This window comes from Salinivibrio sp. ML198 (genome assembly GCF_001996015.1).
GTDB lineage: Bacteria > Pseudomonadota > Gammaproteobacteria > Enterobacterales > Vibrionaceae > Salinivibrio > Salinivibrio siamensis.
The window spans coordinates 1-25147 of sequence record NZ_MUEZ01000003.1 but is presented as its reverse complement, the minus strand read 5'-3'; the positions used below and the strand labels follow the sequence as shown (position 1 = coordinate 25147).

Annotated in this window: 20 protein-coding genes; 11 read left to right on the top strand and 9 right to left on the bottom strand. The window is 52.6% G+C overall.

The features are described 5' to 3' along the window. Window positions 1-195: 195 nt before the first annotated feature. The 6 genes from BZG25_RS02610 to pspF form a co-directional block, all read right to left on the bottom strand. The gene (locus BZG25_RS02610) at window positions 196-1011 is read right to left on the bottom strand and encodes an ATP-binding cassette domain-containing protein (RefSeq protein WP_046073490.1); all 816 of its coding nucleotides are present in this window, start codon (window positions 1009-1011) and stop codon (window positions 196-198) included. Beyond that, on the bottom strand, window positions 995-2002 hold the full coding sequence (locus tag BZG25_RS02605; protein WP_046073489.1) for an oligopeptide/dipeptide ABC transporter ATP-binding protein: 1008 nt from the start codon (window positions 2000-2002) through the stop codon (window positions 995-997). The genes BZG25_RS02610 and BZG25_RS02605 overlap by 17 nt, the downstream gene beginning before the upstream one ends. Beyond that, window positions 2002-2889 carry a putrescine export ABC transporter permease SapC gene (sapC, locus tag BZG25_RS02600; protein ID WP_077638499.1) on the bottom strand — a complete coding sequence of 296 codons (888 nt, stop codon included), beginning with the start codon at window positions 2887-2889 and terminating at the stop codon, window positions 2002-2004. Before sapC ends, BZG25_RS02605 begins: the two co-directional genes overlap by 1 nt. Continuing rightward, complete coding sequence (locus BZG25_RS02595) at window positions 2876-3838, bottom strand: ABC transporter permease subunit (protein WP_077638498.1); 963 nt, start codon at window positions 3836-3838, stop codon at window positions 2876-2878. The genes sapC and BZG25_RS02595 overlap by 14 nt, the downstream gene beginning before the upstream one ends. A 3-nt stretch (window positions 3839-3841) precedes the next feature. Further along, window positions 3842-5461 (bottom strand): ABC transporter substrate-binding protein SapA, encoded by a 1620-nt coding sequence (gene sapA, locus BZG25_RS02590; protein WP_077638497.1) that lies wholly within the window; start codon window positions 5459-5461, stop codon window positions 3842-3844. 130 nt (window positions 5462-5591) lie between these two features. Continuing rightward, window positions 5592-6587 carry a phage shock protein operon transcriptional activator gene (pspF, locus tag BZG25_RS02585; RefSeq protein WP_077605956.1) on the bottom strand — a complete coding sequence of 332 codons (996 nt, stop codon included), beginning with the start codon at window positions 6585-6587 and terminating at the stop codon, window positions 5592-5594. Window positions 6588-6796: 209 nt separating this feature from the next. Here pspF and pspA point away from each other — a divergent pair, with 209 nt between their 5' ends. The 7 genes from pspA (at window position 6797) to BZG25_RS02550 (ending at window position 13042) form a co-directional block, all read left to right on the top strand. Beyond that, window positions 6797-7465 (top strand): phage shock protein PspA, encoded by a 669-nt coding sequence (gene pspA, locus BZG25_RS02580; RefSeq protein ID WP_046073484.1) that lies wholly within the window; start codon window positions 6797-6799, stop codon window positions 7463-7465. Window positions 7466-7485: 20 nt separating this feature from the next. Then, complete coding sequence (pspB, locus tag BZG25_RS02575; RefSeq protein ID WP_046073483.1) at window positions 7486-7716, top strand: envelope stress response membrane protein PspB; 231 nt, start codon at window positions 7486-7488, stop codon at window positions 7714-7716. Further along, a complete protein-coding gene (gene pspC, locus BZG25_RS02570) occupies window positions 7713-8102 on the top strand; it encodes an envelope stress response membrane protein PspC (RefSeq protein WP_077638496.1) in 390 nt (129 codons plus the stop codon). Before pspB ends, pspC begins: the two co-directional genes overlap by 4 nt. A gap of 50 nt (window positions 8103-8152) precedes the next feature. Further along, on the top strand, window positions 8153-9544 hold the full coding sequence (locus BZG25_RS02565) for a YcjX family protein (protein ID WP_077638495.1): 1392 nt from the start codon (window positions 8153-8155) through the stop codon (window positions 9542-9544). 11 nt (window positions 9545-9555) lie between these two features. Then, entirely contained in the window at window positions 9556-10578 is a 1023-nt protein-coding gene (locus tag BZG25_RS02560; protein WP_077638494.1) for a YcjF family protein, read from the top strand. 318 nt (window positions 10579-10896) lie between these two features. Continuing rightward, a complete protein-coding gene (gene tyrR / locus BZG25_RS02555) occupies window positions 10897-12438 on the top strand; it encodes a transcriptional regulator TyrR (RefSeq protein WP_046073479.1) in 1542 nt (513 codons plus the stop codon). Continuing rightward, window positions 12419-13042, top strand: coding sequence for a GNAT family N-acetyltransferase (locus BZG25_RS02550; RefSeq protein ID WP_241828635.1), 624 nt, complete (start codon window positions 12419-12421; stop codon window positions 13040-13042). The genes tyrR and BZG25_RS02550 overlap by 20 nt, the downstream gene beginning before the upstream one ends. 133 nt (window positions 13043-13175) lie before the next feature. Here BZG25_RS02550 and pyk read toward each other — a convergent pair whose 3' ends face one another. Then, window positions 13176-14621, bottom strand: a complete 1446-nt coding sequence (gene pyk / locus BZG25_RS02545) for a pyruvate kinase (RefSeq protein WP_077579246.1) — start codon at window positions 14619-14621, stop codon at window positions 13176-13178. A 157-nt stretch (window positions 14622-14778) separates the two neighbouring features. Further along, complete coding sequence (locus tag BZG25_RS02540; protein WP_046073477.1) at window positions 14779-15633, bottom strand: MurR/RpiR family transcriptional regulator; 855 nt, start codon at window positions 15631-15633, stop codon at window positions 14779-14781. A 333-nt stretch (window positions 15634-15966) separates the two neighbouring features. Between BZG25_RS02540 and BZG25_RS02535 the strand changes: the two genes are divergently transcribed. Beyond that, a complete protein-coding gene (locus tag BZG25_RS02535; protein ID WP_077638493.1) occupies window positions 15967-16821 on the top strand; it encodes an NAD(P)H-binding protein in 855 nt (284 codons plus the stop codon). 330 nt (window positions 16822-17151) lie between these two features. On the opposite strand, the gene BZG25_RS02530 is transcribed toward BZG25_RS02535, so the two are convergent. Continuing rightward, complete coding sequence (locus tag BZG25_RS02530; RefSeq protein ID WP_077638492.1) at window positions 17152-19866, bottom strand: DUF2339 domain-containing protein; 2715 nt, start codon at window positions 19864-19866, stop codon at window positions 17152-17154. Between the two features lie 499 nt (window positions 19867-20365). On the opposite strand from BZG25_RS02530, the gene BZG25_RS02525 reads away from it, so the two are divergent. The 3 genes from BZG25_RS02525 (at window position 20366) to fabV (ending at window position 24934) form a co-directional block, all read left to right on the top strand. Beyond that, complete coding sequence (locus BZG25_RS02525; RefSeq protein ID WP_077579249.1) at window positions 20366-21052, top strand: TetR/AcrR family transcriptional regulator; 687 nt, start codon at window positions 20366-20368, stop codon at window positions 21050-21052. Between the two features lie 166 nt (window positions 21053-21218). After that, a complete protein-coding gene (locus tag BZG25_RS02520; protein WP_077638491.1) occupies window positions 21219-23519 on the top strand; it encodes an acyl-CoA dehydrogenase in 2301 nt (766 codons plus the stop codon). Window positions 23520-23731: 212 nt separating this feature from the next. Next, on the top strand, window positions 23732-24934 hold the full coding sequence (gene fabV / locus BZG25_RS02515; protein WP_077638490.1) for an enoyl-ACP reductase FabV: 1203 nt from the start codon (window positions 23732-23734) through the stop codon (window positions 24932-24934). Window positions 24935-25147: the final 213 nt, after the last annotated feature.

Genomic DNA, 25147 nt, shown 5'->3' with positions numbered 1-25147 from the left:
TCGGGTTGCGAGTAACTTAAGCGCCTAACACTAGCGTTTACTAGCAATCGCGTTTACTAGCAATTGTGGTTGCCAATAATCGCCGTTGCTAATGACTGAGCTCGCCAATGTTTCAAGCTAAGCGCTTGACGAGGTAGAGAGCGGCAGGGGACGCGTTAACAGAGCGGCCATGGATCGCGCCGCTCGTGTTCGCCATTATGGGCGGGCGCTGACTGATTTGCGCGACCGCCTATCCAGTACCGGTGCGGTAAAATGACTGTCAATCAGCCTTTGTGTCAAGCTGTGTTGCGGGTTGGCAAAAATGTCAGCGGTATTACCCGATTCCACCACGTCGCCCTTTTGCATCACCATCAGCTTGTCGGTGACATGTTTGATCACCCCCATATGCTGCGACACATACACGTAAGACAAGCCCATCTCATCTTGAAGCTCAAGCAGTAAGTTAATGATTTGCGAGCGCATGGACATGTCGAGACCATTTAACGCCTCGTCGGCGACAATGACACTCGGTTGCAAAATTAAGGCTCTGGCGAGTGATACCCGCTGTTTTTGGCCGGTTGCCAGCATCTGCGGATAAAAGTAAGCATGCTCCGGCAGCAAGCCGACCCGCAAGAGGGTGTTCTTAATGCGCTTACCTCGCTCTTGCGGGGTCATATTGGTGTTTCGCCGCAAGGGGCCTTCTAAGATTTGGCCGATTTGGTTGCGTGGGTTGAGCGACGTGTTCGGGTCTTGGAAGATCATCCGAATCAATTTGCAGCGGGTTTGGTAATCTTTGTAACGCAGCGTCTCACCATTGACCCGGATTTCGCCTGCCGTTGGCTCGATAACGCCAGCAATCATGCGTGCTAGGGTTGATTTTCCTGAGCCATTCTCGCCCACAAAGGCAATGGTTTCCCCGACATCCAAAGAAAAAGAGACCGGCTTCACCGCGTGGGTGACACGCTTTCTCAACCACCCTGTGCGGTGGTGATAATCTTTGGTGAGCCCATCAATTTCAAGAAGAGCGGCCATGCTTGTTCTCCATGTTGAGCGGGAAATGACAGGCAAATTTATGGTTTTTCACTTTTTGCGTATGGGGCGTTTCGACACATTTACGCTGTGCGTATGGGCAACGCGGCCCCAGTCGACAACCGATGGGCAGATGCTGCAGTGGTGGTATTGAGCCAGGCAAGGTTTCGAGCTTGCTCTTGTGGGGAATGTCGCGGCTAAAATCAGGCATCGTCCGTAATAAAGCATCCGTATAAGGATGGTGCGGCGTGGTTAAAATTTGCTCGCGGTTACCGGACTCTACCGACTGGCCACAATACATCACGGTGATCCTATCAGCCCAACGCGTCACCAAGGTGAGATCATGACTAATCAGCAAGATTGTCGTGTTAGATAACTGATTGGTGCGACTCAGTAAACGGAATATCTGCGCCTGGGTAATGGGATCCAAATCGTTGGTCGGCTCATCTGCAATCAATAGGCGAGGGCGGTTAGCAATCGCCATCGCAATCATCACCTTTTGACACTCGCCATCGGTAAGCTCATACGGATAGCTTTCCATCACCCGCTTGTGATCCTTGATGCCCACTTTATGCAGCAAGGCGATAGAATGCTGCTTGCGCCAGTTTAAGCGTTGCCACCAACTGCCGGAAAATGACGCGGGTGGAATGGCCTCTTCAAGCTGATGACCCACTACTTCGGATGGGTCAAGACACGTGGAAGGCTCTTGGAAGATCATCGCAATGTCTTTGCCGACCACATGGCGACGTTCGCGCGCGGGCAGTTCTAATAGGTCGATATTACCCAAACGTAATCGGTCGGCGGTCACATGCCATTGATCCTTAGTTACGCCGCAAATGGCTTTGGCCACCAAGCTTTTGCCTGAGCCGGATTCCCCCACCAAACCACGAATCTCACCGTCATTGATGGTCAAGCTCATACGGTCGACGGCTTTCACCATACCTTGTGGGGTTTCTATCTCTATGGTCAGGTGTCGAATATCAAGTAACGGCATTATTCAGTTCCTGCATTGATGGCTTGGCTGATCCCCTCACCAACTAGGTTAACAACCAACACACTGAACGCAATCGCCATTCCAGGCAGAGTGACAGTCCAAGGCGCCGTGAAAATCAGCTCGACAGAATCCCCTAACATGGCGCCCCATTCTGGCGCCGGCGGCTGTGCTCCAAGGCCTAGAAAACCGAGTGCCGCCACATCAAGAATCGCCACCGAAATAGCACGGGTAATTTCGGTACTCAGTACCGTGACGATATTGGGTAGAATTGAATGGTAAAGCAGATAAAAATCATTGGCACCGTCCAAGCGCGCGGCAATGATATAGTCTTTCCCTATCTCATCGTGTACGGCCGTATACACCGCGCGGATAATCCGTGGAATGAGTGACAGCCAGATAGCGAGCAATACTTGGGTTTCGCCCACCCCTAAAAAGGCGACCACGATAATGGCCAACAGTAACGAAGGAATAGAGAGAATACTATCTAGGATATGATTCAACACACTCGATTTGAGCCCCTTGGTCATCCCGGCTAGCACGCCAACCGCGACCCCGATAAGTGACGCGGCCAATGCGGTCATCAGTGCATAACCAAAGGTGAGCCGAGAGCCGGCAATCAGGCGCGAGAGCATATCGCGGCTAAGATCATCGGTCCCTAAAAAATACTCAATTTGCCCTGACTGCACCCAAGAGGGCGCCATCAGTAAGTGACCTGTTTGATGCTGCGGGCTCCACGGGGCGAGTAGAGGGGCAAATAAGGTGACAAGGATGAGCCCAACCAGGCACCAAAAGCCAATCACCGCAAGCTTGTTGCGACGAAATGCATTCCAGGTGCGCTCAAATTGGGTAGGGATATGCTGTTCAACGTAAACACTATTTGAGGGCATACCATTTTTTCCTTACCAGCGGATTCATAAAAGCCCCTAATACATCCGAGATGATATTAATCAGTAACACAAACCCACCAATGACCAAAACGCCGCCTTGTACTGACACATAATCTTTAGCGATGAGCGTATCGAGCAGCCAGCGCCCAATCCCAGGCCAGTTGAATACTGACTCAACGATGATGACAAAGGTCACCATGGTGGAAACCAGTAGGCCAAAATTAGGGATGATCGGTGGAATGGCATTTTTCATCCCATGGCGAAGCACGATTTCCGTTTTTGATAGTCCCTTGGTCGCTGCCGCTTTGATGTAGTTCTGGCGCATCACATAAGCCATGGAGTCGCGCACCATCTTGATGATCTCTGTGGTAGGGACCACCGCAAGGGTCAAGGTGGGAAGTGCGAGGTGACGGACAATATCAGAGGCGACCTTGCCTTGTAGCGGTAAGTCTGACAGCCATAAATCCACCAGCGCGAAACCGGAAATATGCGGGATCTCATACAAAAGGTTATAGCGCCCTGATACCGGAAACCACTGCAAGTCGAGTGAGAAAACCATGATAAAGAGGATAGCTAACCAAAATGTAGGGATGGAGAACACCACCAGGGCAAATGACGAAATCACTTTATCTGCTGGCCCTTGGCTACGAATGCCAGCCAGCGTGCCCAAGGGCACGCCCACAATCAAGCTGATAAAGAGCGCGGCAAAGCATAGTTCCAAGGTAGCAGGCGCGACGTGTGCCAGGGTGTCAACAACCGGCGACCCACTGGCGGCCAAGCCAAGGTTTCCATCGAGCAACTGTCGAATGTAGTAAATCCAGCCTATCCAGTAATCAAATTGGTGCCACTGTGAATCGGGCGCCAGCAACATAATGTTGTAGGCGACCAAGGTGAGGATCACTAGCGTGATTAAGAACAGATTGAGGCGTCGTAACGTATAAATCAGCATGAGTTAGTGCTCCCGCGACACATCGGCGAAACTATCCGCGCCAAAGGGCGTCATCGTGAGCCCCGTCAGGCTAGCATCACGCACTTGATGCTGAATACCGTGGGCGAGCGGAATAACGGGCATGCGACGGTCGAGAATCGTCTGAGCGGCCTGATACAACGCCTTGCGCTTGGCTATCTTGTCCGTGGCGATCGCCTGATTCAGTGTTTGGTCAAAAAAGCGGTTACACCAATTAGAAATGTTCCAACCGGTAAACTTCGCGTTGCAGGTGAGCAAGGGACGTAAAAACGTATCGGGATCGCCGTTGTCGGCTACCCATCCGGTTAATACCATATCGTGGCTATCATCACCTTGGCGAATGGACGCGCGATTAACCGTTTTTTCCGGAATAATATTGACGTCGATGCCAATTTCACCCAAGTCCGCTTGGATTAGTTCTGCGGTTTTACGTGGGCTGGGATTAAACGCGGTCGGTTTTAGCGGCACGGTTAAATCGACACTAAAGCCATGGCGATAGCCTGCTTTGGCAAGGAGTGCTGCGGCCAGTTTGGGATCGTGCTGAGTTTTTCGGTTTGGATCGTAAGCCCATGACATAGGCGGAAGCAAGCTGGTGGCGGGCGCGCCCGTGCCATAATAGACCGAACTGAGCAGGGCTCCCCGGTCAATCGCAAGATTAATCGCTTGACGCACTTCCACTTCCGAAAGCGCAGGATGACGGGTGTTGAGGGCGATAAAAGCCACATTCATGCCCGTTTGCGACGACAAACTGAAGCGTTCATCACCGACAACCACGGGAAGCTGACTTGCAACCGGAGAGGCGAGCACATCACACTCGCCCGTCAGCATTTTCGCAAGCGTCCCTGTGCCGCGCGTTGAAACATCAAACACCACCTGCTCCATCGGCGCAGGGCCTTGCCAATACTGCCAATGGCGGCGTAGTCGAATAAACTCTCGCGGTTGATATTCAGCTAGCGCGAACGGGCCGGTACCAACCGGATAGGTATCGAGCTTCTCTGGCGTACCCGCTTCCAGTAATTGGTTAGCATACTCTTTTGAAAGGATCACCGAAAAGTTGGTTGCCAACGTGGAGAGAAAAGAGACATCGGGCCGAGAGAGTGTAAATTGGACGCGGTAGGTATCGAGCGCTTTAACTTGGGTCACCAAGCCGCCAAAGTTCATGCTATCAAACCACGGGTACTGACCACCGGAAATGCGATGAAAAGGATGGCGTGGATTAATAAGGCGACGAAAGGAAAACACGACATCGTCTGCGTTGAGGTAGCGTGAGGGGGTGAATTTGACACTGCGATGAAATGCCACGCCCCGGCGCAGAGAGAAGGTGTAGGTTTTACCGTCATCACTCACCTGCCAGCTTTTCGCCAGCATCGCCTCGGGTTGGTACGTCTCGGGGTTGAGTCGCAGCAGACGGTCATAAAGCTGACTCGACAAGGTATCAGCCGTGAGGCCGCCATCGGTCAACTGAGGGTTGAAGGTGTTAGGCTGGCCAGGGCCGCAAAACACAAAGCCACGATTGTCGGCCGCACGTTGATCGCTGGCAGCGTCACAACCTGCAAGGAGCAGACCACTCACACCCAGGATCAAATACTGGAAAAAAACGCGCATAAACCAAGTAAAATCAGCTATCAAAGTAAACCCCGTAATCTACCACTGAAACGGCTTTACCACCAAGCAAAGTAGGGGCTATCTGATGTTTCTTTGCGTGCGGAGTGTACCTATGCACGTACACGTTGCGTCAGTCGGTTTGCCCCACATGATGTTTTCGCAGCAATCCCCTGAATTGATGGTAGCTCAGGCCGAGTAACTGCGCGGCCTTTCTCTGATGATAGTTGGCTTGTGACAGGGCCGCTGTGACCAAATCGTGTTCTTGCGTGGTTTGCCACTGGCGAAGGTCCAGGGGCAATGACGGCAATGCCTCTCTCTCAATGGGCACAGGTGCCTCGGCATCCGCTGTGCGCCAAGGTGGTGAAAAAGGGTCTAAACATATCGTGTCGATGGGTGTACTAGGATCATTGTGGCGAGAGAGGGCGCGCTCAACCGCATTTTTTAACTCGCGCACATTACCTGGCCAGGTGTGAGCGAGAAGTTGAGATTGAGCCTGTGCCGAAAAGCCAGCAAACAGCGAATAGCCAAGCTCCACGGCCATTTTCATCGCGAAGTGCTCAGCTAACAACAGAATATCTTGCTGACGCTCACGAAGTGGCGGGAGATGAACGACATCGAACGCCAGCCGGTCAAGCAAATCGGGACGAAAAGCGTTTTGTTTGGCAAGGGCGGGTAAATCTTCATTCGTGGCACAGACAAGACGCACATCGGCACGCAGAGGAGATGTGCCGCCAACACGCTCGTATTCGCCATATTCAATCACGCGTAGCAGCTTTTCCTGCACACCTAATGGCGCGGTCGCTATCTCGTCTAAAAACAAGGTACCGCTTTCTGCTCGCTCAAAGCGCCCCGCATGCCGGCCTTTGGCGCTGGTAAAGGCACCGGCTTCATGCCCGAATAACTCTGAGTCGATCAACCCTTCGCTGAGCGCCGCACAGTTTAAGCTCACTAGTGGTTGTGACCAACGGGCGGAGAGATAATGAAGACGCTGTGCAATCAACTCTTTCCCCGTGCCGCGCTCACCCATAATCAGAACAGGACGGTTAAGCGGTGCCAGTTGGCTGACATGATCCAACACGGCGAGAAAACGGTCCGATTCACCCAGTAAATTGTCTTGTTCACGCATGGCGATTTTTACCAAATAGTGGTTTTCTTCATCATGGCCTTTTTCTCAATTTAACGCAATCTGTTTTAACCTATTGAAAATAAACACCTTAAAAGTTGGCATGGGATTTGAATTCTATTGAGTGTGTCAGAGCCGAGTACCACGGGTTAACGCGCCACTGGCCTTAACTCTAGGGCTCATCAACGAGGAAGCGTATTAAGGAGTCTATGATGGGAATTTTTTCGCGTTTTGCTGATATTGTGAATGCTAACGTCAACGCATTGTTAGACAAGGCAGAAGATCCACAAAAAATGATCCGTTTGATCATTCAAGAAATGGAGGACACCCTCGTTGAGGTGCGTACCTCGTCGGCAAAAGCGCTAGCCGATAAAAAAGAAGTGGCGCGCAAAATTGAAAACATCGAGCGTCAGATCCAAGAGTGGCAGGACAAAGCCTCACTCGCATTGCAAAAAGATCGTGAAGACCTGGCTCGCGCCGCATTGATTGAGAAGCAAAAAGCGCATGATGTTAAAGTCGCGCTGGACGAAGAGCTGACGCTGATTAATGAAAGCGTAGAGAAGCTTGCCGGCGAAATTGCGGCATTAGAAACCAAGTTAAGCGAGACACGCGCGCGTCAGCAGTCATTGACGATTCGTCGTGAAACAGCAGGCAATCGCCGTGATGTGCGCCGTCACCTCGGCAGTGGGCGTGCCGATGAGGCAATGGCGAAATTTGAACAATATGAGCGCCGTATTGACGAACTAGAAGCGGAAGCAGACAGTTATCAAATGGGCAAAGGAAAAGGCCTAGAAGACGAGTTCGCTGACTTACAAGCGCAAGACGAGATTGAAAAAGAGCTGGCGTCTTTGAAAGCTAAAATGAAAGACAATCAATCGTAACGATACCTCAAGGAGCGGACATGTCATCATTATTTCTTGGTTTCCCACTGGCGATTTTCTTGCTGTTTGTCGCCCCATTGTGGTTATTTCTGCATTACCGCAGTAAGCGACAAGTGGCGCAAGGCTTGAGTGGGCAAGATTACGAAACACTGCAACAATTGGCTCAGCGTGCCGAAAAGCTGCAGGCACGGGTGGATAACCTAGAGCGTCTACTGGATGCAGAAGCCCCTCACTGGAGGCAACGCGCATGAGTAATACCTTGTACAGAGATCCAGAAAATGGCCGCATCGCAGGGGTGTGCGCCGGGCTTGCCAATCACTTTGGCATGGAAACCTGGTTAGTGCGCATCCTGACTGTCTCGGCATTTTTACTCGGTTTTGGGTTCTTTGTGGTGGTCGCTTATATCGCGGCGGTACTGATCCTGGATAAAAAGCCGTCAGAGGTGAGTCAAGAGCCGAGTGCCGCGCCGCAAGACCATCAAGTGAAGCAAAAACCTTGGCAATCAGGGAAGTCTGCCAGCCAATTGATCGCGGATCTCGACCGCGAGTTTAGCCACATGGAAGACAAGGTGACGCACATGGAGGCGTATGTAACCTCATCGACCTTTAACGTCGACCAAGCCTTCAAAAAACTCTAACCTCGCTGCCCTGTTTGGGCAGCTTGGCCAACTAGGAGCCATATCAACCTATGCCATCAGTGAAAAGGCGCGTGAAGCAGTGGGTGAGCCGTGGGGCTGACCGTCATGTTCGCCTCGCGGTGACCGGTCTTTCTCGCGCGGGTAAAACCGCCTTTATTACCTCTCTTATCAATCAATTGACGCATTTGGGCACAGAGCCCAACTTACCGCTGATGTCACTGGTGCAACAGGGGCGTGGGCTGGGCGCACGTCGTGAACCCCACCCGCATATGCACCTGCCAGCCTTTGACTACGACAGTGCCATGCAAGCGCTTCATCAAACTCCGCCAGTATGGCCGTCGCCGACACGTGATGTCAGTGAAGTGCGCCTTGCGGTGCGCTATCGACCGCAGTCGGCTGCCCTGAGAGCGATCAACGAAATGGCCACACTATACGTGGATATTGTCGATTATCCCGGGGAGTGGCTGCTCGATTTACCCTTGTTAAGCCAAACCTACTCGCACTGGTCGGCCAAACAAGCTGGGCTACTCACCGGCCGTCGGGGCGAGCTGGCCTCCACTTGGACAACTAAGGCAGCGGCTCTTGACCCGTTTGCCCCTGCTGATGAAAAAAAGCTGGCGGAAATTGCTGAAGACTACACGGCGTTTTTACACCAATGCAAAGCACATGATGGCTTGCACTGGGTACAGCCTGGTCGATTTGTGCTGCCAGGTGAATTAGCGGGCGCGCCCGTGGTGCAATTCTTCCCTTGGGTTGGTAGCCAAAATGAACACGACCTAGCCAAAGCCGGGAAAGACTCGAATTACGGGGTGCTAAAAGCGCGCTACGACTATTATTGCGAGCACGTGGTCGCCAAGTTCTACCGCGAGCATTTTGCCAAAATAGACCGGCAAGTGATCCTGGTGGATACGTTGCAGCCCCTGAATGCAGGGCCGGCGGCATTTCACGATATGCGTCTTGCCGTTGAGCAGCTGATGCAAAGTTTTAAATATGGCAAGTCAGGGCTGATGAAACGGCTGTTTTCACCACGGATTGACAAGGTATTGTTTGCGGCCACTAAAGCCGATCATGTGACGCCCGATCAACACCCAAATATGGTGAGCTTATTACAACAAATCGTTCATCAGGCGTGGCAGCAAGCTGCGTTTGAGGGCATTGATATGCGTTGTCAAAGTTTGGCCGCGATTGAAGCCACCACACCAGGCTATGTCACGGTAAAAGGCGATAGCCAGAGTGCGCTAAAAGGTGTGCTTGCAGACAACTCGCCAGTCACCCTGTATCCCGGCGATGTGCCAGCGCAGCTACCTGATGAAACATTCTGGCAAACGCAAGGATTTGACTTTCCCTCTTTCCGTCCTCAGCAAGCGCCACTGGATGCGCCGTTACCGCACATTCGTATGGATAAGGCACTGGATTACTTGCTGGGTGATAAATTTCGATAAGCGAGGGCGCTATGACGCACTACAAGCCAAAACAAACCTTTGCACAAAATGTGGACGTAGAACGTGACACGGAAAGCGAATTACAACAAGGAACCCAATTCGAATCGGAAACCGATTTTACCCCTGTCTCGAGTGAAGAGTGGGATGCGGATCTTGATGCGACCTTAAGGCCTTCGCCACGTAAACGTCGCCCCGTGTGGCCATTTTTGCTATTGGTGACTGTGCTGCTCGCCGTGTGGCAATCGGCGGACAGCGTCTATCAAAGCTGGCTCGAACGAGATTGGTTGAGTCTGGGTTGGCAGGGTCTGCTCGTCGCGGTTGCCACAACCGGACTGGTGATGCTGGGCAAAGAATGGCGGGCGATGCGTCGTTTGGTTCAGCGTGAAGCCGTGCGGGAGCAAGCGAAACAGCTGCTAAGCAGTGATGCGGTCGGGCAAGGAGAGCGGTTTTGTCAGCAATTGGCTGAGCAAACCGGGCAGGCCCAAACGGCAGCCTTTGCCAACTGGCAGCAGCAACTGGCGGCCACACATAACGACAGTGAAATTCTGAGTCTCTATGAGCAGCAAGTACTGAGTGCGCAAGATAAAGCGGCGCGTGACCTGGTAACCAAGCACGCGCAAGAGGCGGCACTCATGGTGGCGGTGAGCCCGTTGGCGGCGGCAGACATGTTGTTGGTTGCCTGGCGTAACTTTCATTTGATGACGCGTATCGCGCAGATCTACGGGATCCAACTGGGCGTTAAAGCACGTTTTCGCCTACTGAAAATGGTGCTCACTAACATGGCGCTGGCGGGTGCCAGTGAGGCGATGACTGATGTGGGTTTTGATGTGTTGTCCGTCAATATCGCTGGCCGAGTATCAGGCCGGGTGGCGCAGGGGCTCGGCATTGGCCTGCTCACCGCGCGGTTGGGGCTTAAAACCATGACACTCATGCGGCCACTGCCTTGGCATGGTCAAGCCGCGCCTAGCCTGTCACAACTTCGCCGTGAGTTGGTCAAGCGGCTGGTGGGGAAGCGTCAACAAGACGCGTCATAGTCCACGCCGGTAAGGTGGCTGGTAGGTAGACTTACCAGCCACATTGGTATTCATTGAATAATCAGTGAGTTAATTGCGTGTTCTCTGTGCTACAAACGTGACGGCGTAAGGCAAAAATCGCATCAGGGCTTGACTGTTCCCCCCAACCCGCTCAAACTCCGCTTCAGTGTCAACTTATCCTGACAGCTAATGCAGCGCATGCAGCCGCGACGATGAATGCTTCAGTAACCCGTTGAAGCGGGCATAGTTTTAGGGTACTCATCGCAAAAAGGCTTGCTGCCGGTATTGGGTATCACTGTCAAGTTACAGGAATCCATTATGAGACTGAAAGTCTGTTGTGAAGATAGGATCGGGCTTACCCGCGAACTCCTCGATATTCTGGTGCGCCGCGACATCGACCTGCGTGGTATTGAAATTGACCAGGTCGGGATCATATACCTCAACTGTCCGGAAATTGAATTCGACGCCTTTAGCCAGTTGATGTCGGAAATTCGACTCATTTCTGGGGTCACCGACGTACGCAAAGTACAATTCTTACCGGCTGAGCGTGAACATAAAGAGTTGCGAGCGTTAGTTGAAAGCCTGACCGATCCTGTGGTGTCGATTAACCTCGATGGCTACATTGATATGGCCAACAAGGCGGCGCAAGACTTGATTGGCTCGAGTGAACACCAGCTTATCGATGAACATGCAAACAGCGTGTTTCCTGACTTTCAGTTTGCCCATTGGCTGGAAAAAGAAGAAGCCAGCCAAAGCTGTCGTATGGTGGTAATGGCTGGGCTCGACTTCCTCATGGAAGTGATGCCAGTGCACATCAATGACGAAAGTGAGCAGCCTGTATTGGTGAGTGCGGTGGTGCAGCTCAAGCAGGTGGCGATGAATAACACCTCGCAAACTGTGTTCCGTACCCCGAGCGATCACGGGTTTGATCATCTTGTGGGTCAGTCAAACAAGTTTAAGCAGCTTATTAGCCAAGCGAAAAAGCTGGCGATGTTGGATGCACCTCTCTTAGTACAAGGCGAAACGGGCACAGGTAAAGAAATGATAGCGCGTGCCTGCCACCGTCACTCCTTGCGCGCAGACAAACCTTTCCTACTCGTTAACTGCGTCTCTATGCCGGATAACGCCGCTGAAACCGAATTGTTTGGTATGGCGGCCGCCGAAGAAGGCGGTAGCGCCAAAAAAGGCATCTTAGAGCAAGCTGATGGCGGCACGGTATTCTTGTACGAAGTGGGCGAAATGAGCCGCCACCTGCAAGTGAAGCTATTGCGCTTTATGCAAGATGGTACCTTCCGCCGCGTGGGGGAAGAACGCGAGATGCAGGTGGATGTAAGAGTGATCTGTTCAACACAGAAAAACTTGCCTGAGCTGGTGGCGGCCCATCAGTTCCGTGAAGATCTCTTCTATCGTCTCAATGTGTTATCGCTCACTGTCCCACCACTTAGAGAGCGAACGGCCGACGTGATGCCGCTTGCAGAACTGTTCGTCAAACAATTTGCTGCCGATTTAGGGCAATCCAAGCCGCGCATCGATGAGGCGTTGGCGGACTATCTTACCCACTACGCGTGGCCCGGGAATATCCGCCAGTTACGCAATGTGTTGCTTCATGCGATGACCCAAATTGACGCAGAAGTGATGACGATTGATGACGTCCAACTGCCAGAAATTGAAAACACCCAGTTTATGAGTGAAGAATCGATGGATGGCTCGTTAGATGAAATCATGAAGCGTTACGAGTCGGGGATTTTGCATAACCTGTATCGAAGCTACCCTTCAACGCGCAAGCTGGCTAAACGGTTGGATGTCTCGCACACTGCCATTGCCAATAAACTGCGCGACTATGGGATTGGTAAAAAGTAAGCTGATGTCGGAAGCCAGTATGTATCAGACGTCAGTGAGTCACTTCCCGCGTTTGTCCGTTGATGAGCTACGCATAGATGCCATCAGTCACGAGGACGTGACCCGGGTGGTGCAATACTTTCAGCGCAACCGTGATTTTCTCGCCCCTTGGGAGCCTGAGCGTGCGGCTGGCTTTTATACTGAACAGGGATGGAAGCGGCGCGTGCTGCAGCTGATGGAGTTACAAAAGCATCAGCTGGCTTATTATTTTTTGATCGCCAAGCAAGACTCGCCTCACGTGTTAGGGGTGATTTCTTATACCAGTGTGATGCAATACCCGTCTTATTCGTGCACCGTGGGCTACTCGTTAGATGAAGCGGCACAAGGACAAGGGATCATGCGTCGAGCGCTCGCCGCGACCAATCAGTGGCTATTCGATAACGTCCATATCCATCGTGTGTGTGCTTCCTACATGCCGTGTAACCAGCGTAGTGCCAAGGTGCTAGAGGCAGTGGGGTTTGAATATGAAGGCCGAGCGCGTGATTACTTGTTGATTAATGGCCGATGGGAAGATCATATTCTAATGGCGCACATCAATCCGCACTGGCGACCTAAACCGGCCTGACCGGCGACCGTCTCACGGATGCTCCAGCAGTCACCCACAGGTAATAATAAAGGCGACCCGATTAGGTCGCCTTTTGCGTTTCTAGTATGCGCTTTGTCCGCGAGTTATTTACATAGCAGGCGTGAGAGCACGACTATTTCACTGTCAGCACACGCATGGTGTTGGTAGAGCCAATCACTTCCATCTGATCGCCTTGGGTCATGATCACCTGGTCTCCCTCGGCCAAAAAGCCACCTTCTTTTAAGGTTTGCAGGGCGCGCTCCGCCACTTGTAAGCCGGCACCGCTGTCACTGTCAAAATACACCGGCGTCACACCACGATAGAGTGCGGCACGGTTAAGCGTATGTTCATGACGCGATAACGCGAAAATCGGCTTACCGGATGAGATACGTGACATCATCAAGGCTGTACGGCCCGATTCGGTCAGCGACACCATGGCTTTGACCCCTTTCATATGGTTCGCCGCGTACATGGTCGCCATAGAGACTGTTTCTTCTTGGCTATCAAACTGGCGGTCTAGGCGGTGATTCGATACGTTAACCGACGGCATCTTCTCAGCCCCGACACACACTTCAGCCATTGAGCGTACTGTTTCCAGTGGGTACTGACCGGCAGCGGTTTCTGCCGATAGCATCACTGCATCGGTGCCATCGAGCACCGCATTGGCCACATCCATCACTTCCGCGCGAGTAGGCATGGGGGCGGAAATCATTGATTCCATCATCTGGGTGGCAGTGATCACCAAACGGTTCATGCTGCGCGCGCGGCGAATGAGCTGCTTTTGTACCCCAACCAATTCTGGGTCGCCAATTTCCACACCAAGATCACCGCGCGCCACCATCACCACATCAGACGCTTCAATAATGTCGTCGATACTCTCATCACTGACCACGGTTTCGGCACGTTCAACTTTGGCCACCAAACGCGCGTCCAAGCCAGCGTCGCGCGCCAAAGAGCGGGCATAGTGCATATCTTGGCCGTTGCGCGGGAAGGAGATCGCTAAGAAGTCGACGCCAATTTTGGCGGCAGTCAGAATGTCTTGCTTGTCTTTTTCCGTCAGTGCAGGGGCAGACAGGCCTCCGCCTTTTTTGTTGATCCCTTTGTTGTTAGAGAGCTTGCCGCCTACCGTGACTTCGGTATGCACTTTGGCCCCTTCAACCGCCAGTACCTTGAGCTGTACGCGGCCATCATCGAGCAGCAGAATATCGCCATTGGTGACGTCCTGAGGCAGGGCTTTATAATCAAGGCCGACCGCGTCTTGGTCGCCCATGCCAGGCGATAGCTCGCCATCTAACGTGAACTTATCGCCAACGGAGAGAGTGATGGCACCGTCTTTAAAGGTCGAAACACGGATTTTAGGACCTTGCAAATCACCCAAAATACCCACGTGGCGGCCAAGTCGCGCCGCAATCGCGCGCACTTGATCGGCGCGTTTAATATGGTCTTCCGCACTGCCGTGAGAGAAGTTGAGGCGAACGACGTTAGCACCGGCGACAATAATTGACTCCAACACACTGTCTTTGTCGGTGGCAGGGCCTAATGTGGTAACAATCTTCGTTCTTCTCAGTTTTGCAGACATGATTAACTCCTATATACAGGGTGATGTTTTAAGGGATAGTGCAGAAAGGGCAACATCACCGCCAAGTCTGGATTCGACGACATGCTGACATCAGTGTAGCGCATCAAAAACGTCGAAAAGATGACACAAAAAAGGAGTGCCAACGCACTCCTTTTAGTTAGGTCAGGGATTCTTTATGAAAGCGTGAATCGCGAATGGCTTCTTTGACACGCTTCAAGTTATCTCTAAATCCTGGGCCACGGCGAAGCGTGAAGCCTGTTGCTAGCACGTCGATAACCGTCATTTGCACGACCCGGCTTGCCATCGGCATGTATTCGTCTGTGTCTTCCGGCACATCGAGCTGGATGGTGTGGGAACACACTTTATCTAGCGGCGAGTCGCGCTGCGTGATGCCGATTACAGTGGCACCGTTTTCACGGGCTAAATTAGCCACATCAACCAAGCTTTTGGTACGCCCTGTGTGTGAAATCATTACCACCACATCGCCATCATTACAGTTAATACAGCTCATTCGTTGCATCACGATGTCGTTAAAGCACACCACCGGAATGTTAAAACGGAAGAACTTGTTTTGCGCGTCATGCGCGACCGATGCGGATGCGCCCAACCCGAAAAAGGCGATTTTTTTCGCCTGGGTTAGCATGTCGACCGCGCGGTTAATTTGGTGCGTGTCGATGCTGTTTTTCGCTACATCCAAACAGGCCATGGTTGACTCAAAAATCTTCGCCGTGTAAGCATCCGCACCATCGTTCTCTTCAACGTTGCGGTTCACATACGGGGTGCCGTTGGCCAAGCTTTGTGCCAAGTGAAGTTTAAAGTCCGGGAAGCCTTTGGTGTCCAGGCGACGACAAAAACGGTTAACCGTTGGCTCGCTCACATCAGCCATCTTTGCCAAAGTCGCAATACTCGAGTGAATAGCGGTTTGAGGGGAGGCGACAATGATTTCAGCAACTTTTCTTTCAGATTTGCTGAAGTTTTCAAGATTTTTTTGTATTTTTTCCAGAGTATTCATCTGAGTTACCGCTTACGTTCAAGACCAAAGTTAAAAACTGTCGCTCGATGAGAGCGAGCATCAATGAAGTGTTAAGTGCGTCATTCACCACGGCTTTTGACTGCCGTTTAGTAACAGATAGTCTATCCTCTCGCGGATTGTAATGACATTATTATGACTATCTGAGCATAAAAACTTTGTCACCATTCACGCTTTTAGTTATTTCCTTACATGATTAAGGAATATATTTACAGCGCGAAATAAATAAATGGTCAAAAATTAGCCGAAATGGGTGGTGTTAACCATTACATTGAAAAATAATTACGTAAACCTAGGTAATCATAAGGAGCGCGTGTGTCAGGATTGAAAGTTGGAATTTGTGGATGTGGTTGGTTGGGCCAACCGCTGGCGTCACACCTACTTGGCGCTGGACACCACGTGGTGGGGACCAAACGTGAGCTAGCCTCGGCGCAAGCATTGAGCGAGACGCTGGCGACCACCGTGGTGCCGTTTGATGTGATGGCGCCGGATTATCAATCAGCGGCGGCATTGCTCGAGACTGACATCGTGGTGATCAATATCGCGGCGGGGCGTCGTCACGCCGACTTTGATGCATACCGCGATGCCATGTGCGCGTTTATCGACCGCCTGGCCCAAGCAGGCGTTGAGCATGTGCTCTTTATCAGCACCACTTCTGTATACGGGGAGCTTAAAGGGCAGGTGACCGAGCACACCGCGACCGCCGCCACCACGGCGTCGGGCAAAGCACACGAACATATCGAAGCGCATCTGCGCGAAACGTATGGAGAGAAAGGAACAATCATGCGGCTCGCGGGGTTGATTGGCGGTGCGCGTCATCCTTCAACTATGCTCGCGGGTCGACAAGGCTTATCAGGCGGCAATGAGCCGGTAAACTTGATCCACCGCAGTGATGTGATGGCGGCGATCAGTGCGATTATCCATCAGCGTCAATGGGGTCACACCTTTCATCTGTGCGCGGAACTGCACCCAGCGAAAAGTGTGTACTACGGCTGGGCAGCGCGTGAAATGGGTTTGACACCGCCTGAGTATCAGCCAAGTGCAGGCGATGGTAAATGGATTGATGCCTCGCAGACGCTATCGCAACTGGGACTTAACTTACGTTATGCCTCACCGTATCAAATGATCGCAGATGGTCAGGTGACTTCGGACGACCCAGCCCCAAAATAAAAAAAGCCCACACAAGGTGGGCAAAAATAAAGGTAGAGACAAACAAACTCTAAAGTAAGTAGAAAAAGCAGCAGCAGGTCGGAAAGAAAGATGAATCATGCTCCCTCACGTTCTGAGGGGGATAAGGCATTTCTTACCGATGCACCCATTAGGACTGGGCGAATTTAAAGAAGTTCCTACAAATTAAAAAAAGTCGTGATATTTAATCAATAGGCGATGTAGATGTGACGCTTGTCTCATAAATGGCGGCAATTAATGCCGCCATCTCACGCTATTGCAACACAGCTATTGCAATAGAGTGAGATGGCCTAGCGTGTCACCGACGTCGGGCTAGGCGGCCCATTGCCGTTGCTTGAGCCATTGGAACAATCCACCCAACGCCACCAAGCAAAGCCCAAGGCCAATAAAGGACAATGCTCGCATCAGCCCCTCTAAACTTGCCATATCAACCAGGAACACTTTTAGGATTACTAGCGCCAACACCGCCATTGCGCCTTGCTGCACCCGTACCGATTGCTGCCAGTAGCCACCAAGCAAGCTCAAACTCCCTATTGCCAACCATACCAATGAGTAGGTATACAGCTCTGCATGTGAGGTCAATTGCGACAGGGCAATGGTATCGCCTTGCCAAGTCTGACGGATCAAACCGTTAACCAGCAAAAAACCAAACACCGCGGCACAGGTGCTGGCCGCTGTTTGCACTCGGGCTTTTGGCAAGGGTAGCGATGGATATCCCCATTTCGCTAACCACACACACGCGAGCAAAGGAACGCCCCACCAAGGCCAGAGTAAACTGGCAAGTGGCGAGTCACCAATCGAGACCCTCTCAACGTATGGGTTATGCTCGAAAAAGAGAATAAATTGGGTGAGTGCACTTAAGACTAAGAGGGCGATGCCGCCGATACGGTACAAAAACGCGAATGTCTGCGCGGCGCGAGCACGATAAAGATACACACACGCCAATAATAACCAGTTCATGCTCATGACCACCGCGCCAGAAACCGAGTGCATCACGCTGGTCAGCCCTTGAAGATCACATAGCCACAGTGTTGCACTTGTGAGCCACAGCGCGGCGAGTTGCAGTTGTGCGCCAGTGAGCCAAGCGGGCAGTGTGTGGTTTTGGACCCAGCGCTGACCAACATAAATCAACAGCCCAAGCGACGGATAAAGCCATAATGTGTCTGGCAGTGATGCCATATGATGGGTGGAGAGCAATAACAAGGTCGCGCGCGCGAGCACCACGCTGAGCAGTGCTTGGATCACCCAATTGGCGAGCGCTATCCGGTATTGATGGGTGAGCCAAAGCATCACCACTGCTTGCGCGGTCAAGGCGAAGGTCAGAGCGTAATCGCTCAGCAGCAACGTTAACGCGAGCGCCAGGTGGGCATTGACGCCACACCACAGGCTCAATCGAGCCAGAACATGGGCCTGATCGGTACCTTTAAAATGACGAGTAAAGGCCGCTAACACCGCGCCGCCACCGGCGAGGCAAGCCGCCCATAACGGTGCGCTAGACGCGTACGCAAGCGTTCCCCCCCAAAACGCGCCTGTCACCTTCGCATTAAGGCTCACCATGAAGGGCGTGGCCAGGCACGCTAGCCAGATAAAATGGATACGTTGCGGTGACCGTTTACCTAGGGCTAAGCCATAGAGCAGGGTAATGACACCCATCCCCAAGCCAACCTGCTGGGCAAGTGGGTCGCGGGCAAGATCACCGAACCATAACCAGAGGGCGACCCAAGCTAAGCCCAGCACCGGCCACGCATCCCAGCGTGCGGAGAAAAGCGGCGCGAGATAAAGCCATGCCACCAACGCGGCCATCAATGGCATCCCGACCGTAAACGGTAAAGAAAACGCTGCAGTAGAGGCAATAAACATTATTGCCAGCATCAGCCAAGTATCGAGTGCGTGATGGTGCCAAGCTCGAATATCGACAAGGGTGCGCCAAGACAGTGGCGCGTCAGATGTTGGTTTGAGTAACCACCCCAACGTTGGCACCGCGACTAATAGGTACACAGAGCCGAGGGCAAACCCGGTAACGATAAGCAATGGCACCGAAAAATGCGCAAAAGCAAACAGCCAAGCAAGGTGCATCCCCCACAAGCTATACCATAGCCATCGGCGCTCGACGCGCTGAGCCACATAGGTGATGGCGGCGGCGACGAGCAAGAAATAACTGGCGAGCAACCCGTAGCTGGGGGTGGCACTGGTAGAGAACAATGGCGCGCCATACGCCCCGATGAGCCCGACCACGGTCAGTAACGGACCAAATCTAAGCCCGTAGAAGGTGGCAGCGAGCGAAATCAGCGCCAGCATCACGACGGCGACTGGCTCGGAAATAAACTGATAGGGCGTCGCCGCCATCAAGGTCAGGCCAAACAAGCTGATAAAGCCCGCGCTCGCAATCGCAGCCGGCACATAGCTCGGCCAATCAATTTGCGTATACCGGCGCAACTTATCGTGCAGCCATTCACTGCCAACAATCAAGCCGACGCCAAACAGCGCTCCCAAGCCAAGACGGGCTAACGGAGGGAAATAACCTTCACTGATCAGGTAGGAAATTAAGAAAAGTCCGCCGAGGGTAAAAATACCGGCGCCACTCCAAACCAGCCACTGTTGTTTCGCGCGCTCAAGCCAAGCGAGACGATGACGGTTATCGCCTGATGGTTGCGCGTCAGAGGCGGTATGGGCGGTGTTGGTTGCGACCGGCTCTGCAACACTGGGCTCAGTGTTAGATGGTGCATGCCGGGTCGATGTGGTGAGGGTTTCCTGCGTTAATGGGTGGCTATCACGCGATACCATAGCCGCGTCTGTATCGCGGCCAGCTTCAACCGGCTCTGTGTGAGCCTCAGCCGTGAGGTTGGCTTGAGTGGACGTCGGCACCGCGTCAGCGTCCGCTTTCGATTGCAACTGGGAAAGGGTATGGCGCACTTCCGAGAGCTCTCGATTGAGTGCGTTGACTTTGAATAGGGCCGAGAGGCCACAAATACCACCAATAAGCATCACCAAACTGGCGACAAACACTAAGAGGAGTAAGGATTCCATATCGCGTTAACCAAGCCCGCTGTCACTAAATGCGTGCACACTGTACAGCGAGGCCGAATGAATTGGCGTAATCGCGACAAGAAAAGTCAAAACTTGGGAGCAAGTGCATAAAAAAGCCCACAAGCAAACGGCGAGTGGGCATAGAAGAAAAGTCTTCTAGAAAAAGCAGTGGCACAAGGTGTGACTACCAGAAATGCGAATGGGTTCCCACTTTTGTTCAAAAAAAGCACAGCCATGGCTGAGAGCGTGGCAGAGCTGGCTGCTTAACCATTTTTATTCAACGCGTTACATAGTCAGCCAAGCGCGCAAAACGTCATCACGATTTACCAAACAATATACGGTCATACAGCAAACGCGGGTGTAAACCCACCTGGTCGCTGTCTCGTCGAAATCACTCAATAATGTGATGTTACTCATGCGATGCGTGCGTGTTTCAGGCTTGTTAAAATCCATGTCTGGGTATAAAGTTAAACAAGCGTTTAATACAGGTGAATGAACAATGGCAGGACGAGGCGACACCAAAGCAAAAATTCTGGATGCCGCGGAGCAGCTCTTCGCCGAGCACGGGTTTAAAGAAACGTCGTTACGCACGATTACCAGCAAGGCTGGCGTTAACCTTGCCTCAGTGAACTATCACTTTGGCGACAAAAAATCACTGGTGCGTGCCGTGCTCGGACGCTACCTCGAAGCGTTTATGCCAGCGCTCGGTGAGCAGCTGCAAGCGCTCTTAGTGCGACCAGATTGCACGATGGAACAAGTGTTCTCATGCGCAAAACAGCCAGTGCTTGCGCTTGATGCGTATCGGCCACATGGTGCAGCCACCTTTATGCAACTGATTGGCCGCGGTTATACCGATGTACAAGGCCATTTACGTTGGTTTATCACCACCCGTTACGAACACGTGCTGTCGCTGTTTAACCAAGCGGTACGCAAAGCCAACCCCGCACTGACGTCAGAGGCGGTGTTTTGGCATTTGCACTTCACCCTTGGAGCGGCCATTTTCACCATGGCGTCCAGCGAAGCGTTGCGTGATATTGCCGAAAATGATTTTGGTCGCACCCTTGATACTGAAGCGATCGTTGACCGCTTAATTCCGTATCTAGCAGCAGGGATGAACGCCAAACCCGCGGCAATGGCACAACAGGGGCAAGTGCTCGCCTTCGCGACGGAGTCACAAGCGGAGTAGGGCAATCAAAACACATCAAGCGAGGATGCGATGCGTCCCGCTTATTTGAACCACTCAGCGCAGCGACAGGTGTATCACGGTGCGTGAAGTGCAATGTAAAAACCCGTTCTGGTCGCACAATAACAGTAAAAAGAGTGCAACCATGATCAACAAAAGGACCTGAATCATGAGCTCTCAAACTTCATTACGTCGTTCACTGGTGAGTGATAAAGCGTTTACTTTCTTCAAAAAAGTGCTGCCACCGTTATCCGCCACTGAGCGTGAAGCGATGGAAGCCGGCAGTGTGTGGTGGGACGGTGAACTGTTTTCCGGATCGCCGAACTGGAAAACCTTGCACCAATATGGCAAGCCGGCGTTAAGCGCGGAAGAGCAATCGTTTATCGATAATCAGCTAGAAACCCTCCTGGCGATGTTGGATGATTTTAAAATTGTCCAAGAGCAAAAAGATCTGCCGGAAGAAGTCTGGGATTATCTGAAAAAAGAGCGCTTTTTCTCGCTGATCATTCCCAAAGAATACGGTGGCCTCGCGTTCTCGGCGCTTGCCAACTCTACCATCGTATCGCGCATTGCCACCCGTAGCTTAAGCGCAGCGGTGACCGTGATGGTGCCTAACTCACTGGGGCCGGGTGAACTATTGACCCATTATGGTACCCAAGACCAGCGCGACTACTGGCTGCCACGCTTGGCCGATGGCCGTGAAGTGCCGTGCTTTGGCCTAACTGGCCCAGAAGCAGGCTCCGATGCTGGGAGTATTCCAGACCGTGGCGTGGTGTGCATGGGTGAACACAATGGTGAACAAGTGCTGGGGATCCGCTTAAGCTGGAACAAACGCTACATTACTTTGGCCCCCGTGGCGACCGTGGTGGGCTTGGCGTTTAAACTGGGCGATCCAGACGGCCTGCTGGGGGACAAAAAAGAGCTTGGCATCACCTGTGCCCTGGTCCCCGCAGAACACCCTGGCGTTGAAATTGGCGATCGTCACAATCCGCTCAACATGGCATTTATGAACGGCACCACCAAGGGCGAGGATGTCTTTATCCCGATTGATTGGGTCATCGGCGGCAAAGACTACGTTGGCCGTGGTTGGCGCATGCTGGTGGAGTGTCTGTCAGCCGGTCGAGGGATCTCGTTACCCGCACTGGGGACGGCGGTAGGGCATCTCGCCACCCGTACCACAGGCGCTTACAGTTATGTGCGTAAACAATTTGGTATGCACATTGGCCGCTTTGAAGGGGTAGCAGAAGCCCTAGGCCGCATGGGCGGGTTGAACTACTTAATTGAATCGACCCGCACCCTGACCACCACCGCGCTTGATCAGGGAGAAAAACCGGCGATCATCACCGCGATTTCCAAATATCACATGACCGAAATTGCGCGCACCATCTTGAATGATTCGATGGATGTGCACGCGGGTCGTGCGATTCAGTTGGGACCCCTAAACTACATCGGCCATCATTACTTCGGTATTCCGGTGGCAATCACGGTGGAAGGCGCGAATATTCTTACCCGCAACCTAATGATCTTTGGTCAGGGGGCGACCCGTTGCCATCCTTACGTGCTTAAAGAGATGGAAGCGGCGGCGAACCCAGACCAAGAGGCCGGCGCCCAAGCGTTTGATAAATTGCTGTTTAAACACATTGGCCATGCCACTAAAAACAGCGTGATGGGTCTGGTCAACGCGCTGACCGGATCTTTGACCAACCGCGCGCCGGTGAGTGGCGAGACGGCCAAATACTATCGTCACCTTACCCGCATGAGTCGTGCACTGGCGGTGACCACCGATGTCGCGATGTTGTCTCTTGGCGGTGAGCTGAAACGCCGAGAAATGCTGTCCGCGCGTCTGGGGGATGTTCTGAGCCACCTTTATATGGCGTCGGCAACGTTGAAGCGCTACGAAGATGAAGGCCGTCCGAGCCAAGATCTGCCGATGGTGCACTATGCGCTGCAATATTGCCTAGCCCAGTGTGCCAAAGCGTTTGATGGGGCCTTTAATAACTTCCCTGCCAAAGGGGTGGGCCGCAGCCTACGTGTGCTCTTGTTCCCGCTCGGCATGCACTACAAAATGCCCTCTGACAAGCTGCTTAATCATATTGCCGAGCAGTTAATGACACCGAGCGCAGAGCGCGACCGTTGGACGCACTTATGCTATGTGGGCGACAAAGCCGACGATCCGGTGGCGGTGATGGAGCGTGCGTTTACCGCAATGTGGGCGTGTCGTGACACTGAAAAAGCCTTGATCAAAGCGGTGAAAGCCAAGCAGATTGATGGCAAAGCCAGCTTGGCGGATCGCTCGCAACAAGCGGTTGAGCAAAATCTCATTACTGCCGAGGCGCGTGACAAACTGCTAGAGGCTGATGCACTGCGTGCTTATGCGGTACAAGTGGATGACTTTAAAGCCGAATGGTTTACCTCCAGCCAGTTAGAAGGCGGTGCCATTGCCAAGCCCAATCCAAGCAAAGCGGCATAAAGGTCGCTAACTTGCGCGAAAAAGCGTCTGCACCTCGCAGGCGCTTTTTTATTGGCGCTGACACTTGGGGCCACAATGCTGAGATCTTGCCCACTATTCTTGCCTGCAACACCTCCAACCACTGGGTATTTTTGCCCTTTTTCCGTAAAAGGGGATGCATAGGCAGGCGTTAGTATTTATCCTTAGCCTCAATTTTGTGAGGGACGTTGAATATGATCATCAAACCTAAAATTCGTGGATTTATCTGTACGACGACACATCCTGTTGGTTGTGAAGCCAACGTAAAAGAGCAAATTGACTACACCAAAGCGCAAGGCCCGATTGCGAATGCGCCTAAGCGTGTACTGGTTGTGGGTGCCTCCAGCGGCTATGGCTTGTCCTCACGCATTGCGGCAGCCTTTGGCGGCGGCGCCGCAACCATTGGCGTGTTCTTTGAAAAACCAGGCACCGAGAAAAAGCCTGGCACCGCAGGTTGGTACAACTCAGCCGCATTCGACAAGTTTGCCAAGCAAGAAGGCCTGTATTCAAAAAGCCTGAACGGTGATGCTTTCTCGCACGACGCTAAGCAAAAAACCATCGAGCTCATCAAACAAGACCTTGGTCAAATCGACATGGTGGTGTACTCGCTGGCCTCGCCAGTGCGTAAGCTACCTGACAGCGGCGAGCTGGTGCGCTCGTCACTGAAACCTATCGGTGAGACCTACACCTCAACCGCGGTAGACACCAACAAAGATGAAATCATCGAAGCCAGTGTTGAACCGGCTACCGAGCAAGAGATTCAAGATACCGTTACCGTAATGGGCGGAGAAGACTGGGAGCTTTGGATCAACGCCCTTAATGACGCCGGTGTCCTTGCTGAAGGCTGCAAAACTGTCGCTTACAGCTACATTGGTACAGAGCTTACCTGGCCAATCTACTGGGAAGGCGCGCTAGGTAAAGCGAAAATGGACTTAGACCGTGCTGCCAACGCGCTAAACCAAACACTTGCCGCCAAAGGCGGTAGCGCCAACGTGGCGGTACTCAAAAGCGTGGTCACCCAAGCCAGCTCAGCGATCCCGGTGATGCCGCTTTATATCGCCATGGTGTTCAAGAAAATGCGCGAAGAAGGCGTCCATGAGGGCTGCATGGAGCAAATCTATCGCATGTTTACTCAGCGCCTGTATCAAGCCGATGGCAGAGAGCCAGAGGTAGATAGCGAGCGTCGCCTGCGTTTAGACGACCTAGAGCTGCGCGAAGACATTCAGCAGCACTGTCGCGACCTGTGGCCACAGATCACCACAGAGAACCTCACTGAGCTGACCGACTACAACGAATACAAAGCCGAGTTCTTGAAGCTATTTGGCTTTGGCGTTGAAGGCGTAGACTACGACGCAGACGTGAGCCCGGTAGTGGAATTTGATGTCGAAAACATCTAAAACCGCCTAGCCAACACCCAAAAGAGGTCAGCCAAACGCTGGCCTCTTTTTTATTGGCTGAAAGCTAACCAAACGCACCCCAAATCATGGTTTTTTGCTTTACAAGCCAACCCCAACCCAATAATATACGCCGCGTTCCGGAGAGATGGCTGAGTGGTTGAAAGCACCGGTCTTGAAAACCGGCAAGGGTTAATAGCCCTTCTAGGGTTCAAA

Bases quoted from the DNA above. Each gene is read 5' to 3' on its own strand.
- BZG25_RS02610 (WP_046073490.1), bottom strand. From the start codon at position 1,011: ATGGCCGCTCTTCTTGAAATTGATGGGCTCACCAAAGATTATCACCAC.
- BZG25_RS02605 (WP_046073489.1), bottom strand. From the start codon at position 2,002: ATGCCGTTACTTGATATTCGACACCTGACCATAGAGATAGAAACCCCA.
- sapC (WP_077638499.1), bottom strand. From the start codon at position 2,889: ATGCCCTCAAATAGTGTTTACGTTGAACAGCATATCCCTACCCAATTT.
- BZG25_RS02595 (WP_077638498.1), bottom strand. From the start codon at position 3,838: ATGCTGATTTATACGTTACGACGCCTCAATCTGTTCTTAATCACGCTA.
- sapA (WP_077638497.1), bottom strand. From the start codon at position 5,461: ATGCGCGTTTTTTTCCAGTATTTGATCCTGGGTGTGAGTGGTCTGCTC.
- pspF (WP_077605956.1), bottom strand. From the start codon at position 6,587: ATGCGTGAACAAGACAATTTACTGGGTGAATCGGACCGTTTTCTCGCC.
- pspA (WP_046073484.1), top strand. From the start codon at position 6,797: ATGGGAATTTTTTCGCGTTTTGCTGATATTGTGAATGCTAACGTCAAC.
- pspB (WP_046073483.1), top strand. From the start codon at position 7,486: ATGTCATCATTATTTCTTGGTTTCCCACTGGCGATTTTCTTGCTGTTT.
- pspC (WP_077638496.1), top strand. From the start codon at position 7,713: ATGAGTAATACCTTGTACAGAGATCCAGAAAATGGCCGCATCGCAGGG.
- BZG25_RS02565 (WP_077638495.1), top strand. From the start codon at position 8,153: ATGCCATCAGTGAAAAGGCGCGTGAAGCAGTGGGTGAGCCGTGGGGCT.
- BZG25_RS02560 (WP_077638494.1), top strand. From the start codon at position 9,556: ATGACGCACTACAAGCCAAAACAAACCTTTGCACAAAATGTGGACGTA.
- tyrR (WP_046073479.1), top strand. From the start codon at position 10,897: ATGAGACTGAAAGTCTGTTGTGAAGATAGGATCGGGCTTACCCGCGAA.
- BZG25_RS02550 (WP_241828635.1), top strand. From the start codon at position 12,419: ATGGGATTGGTAAAAAGTAAGCTGATGTCGGAAGCCAGTATGTATCAG.
- pyk (WP_077579246.1), bottom strand. From the start codon at position 14,621: ATGTCTGCAAAACTGAGAAGAACGAAGATTGTTACCACATTAGGCCCT.
- BZG25_RS02540 (WP_046073477.1), bottom strand. From the start codon at position 15,633: ATGAATACTCTGGAAAAAATACAAAAAAATCTTGAAAACTTCAGCAAA.
- BZG25_RS02530 (WP_077638492.1), bottom strand. From the start codon at position 19,866: ATGGAATCCTTACTCCTCTTAGTGTTTGTCGCCAGTTTGGTGATGCTT.
- BZG25_RS02525 (WP_077579249.1), top strand. From the start codon at position 20,366: ATGGCAGGACGAGGCGACACCAAAGCAAAAATTCTGGATGCCGCGGAG.
- BZG25_RS02520 (WP_077638491.1), top strand. From the start codon at position 21,219: ATGAGCTCTCAAACTTCATTACGTCGTTCACTGGTGAGTGATAAAGCG.
- fabV (WP_077638490.1), top strand. From the start codon at position 23,732: ATGATCATCAAACCTAAAATTCGTGGATTTATCTGTACGACGACACAT.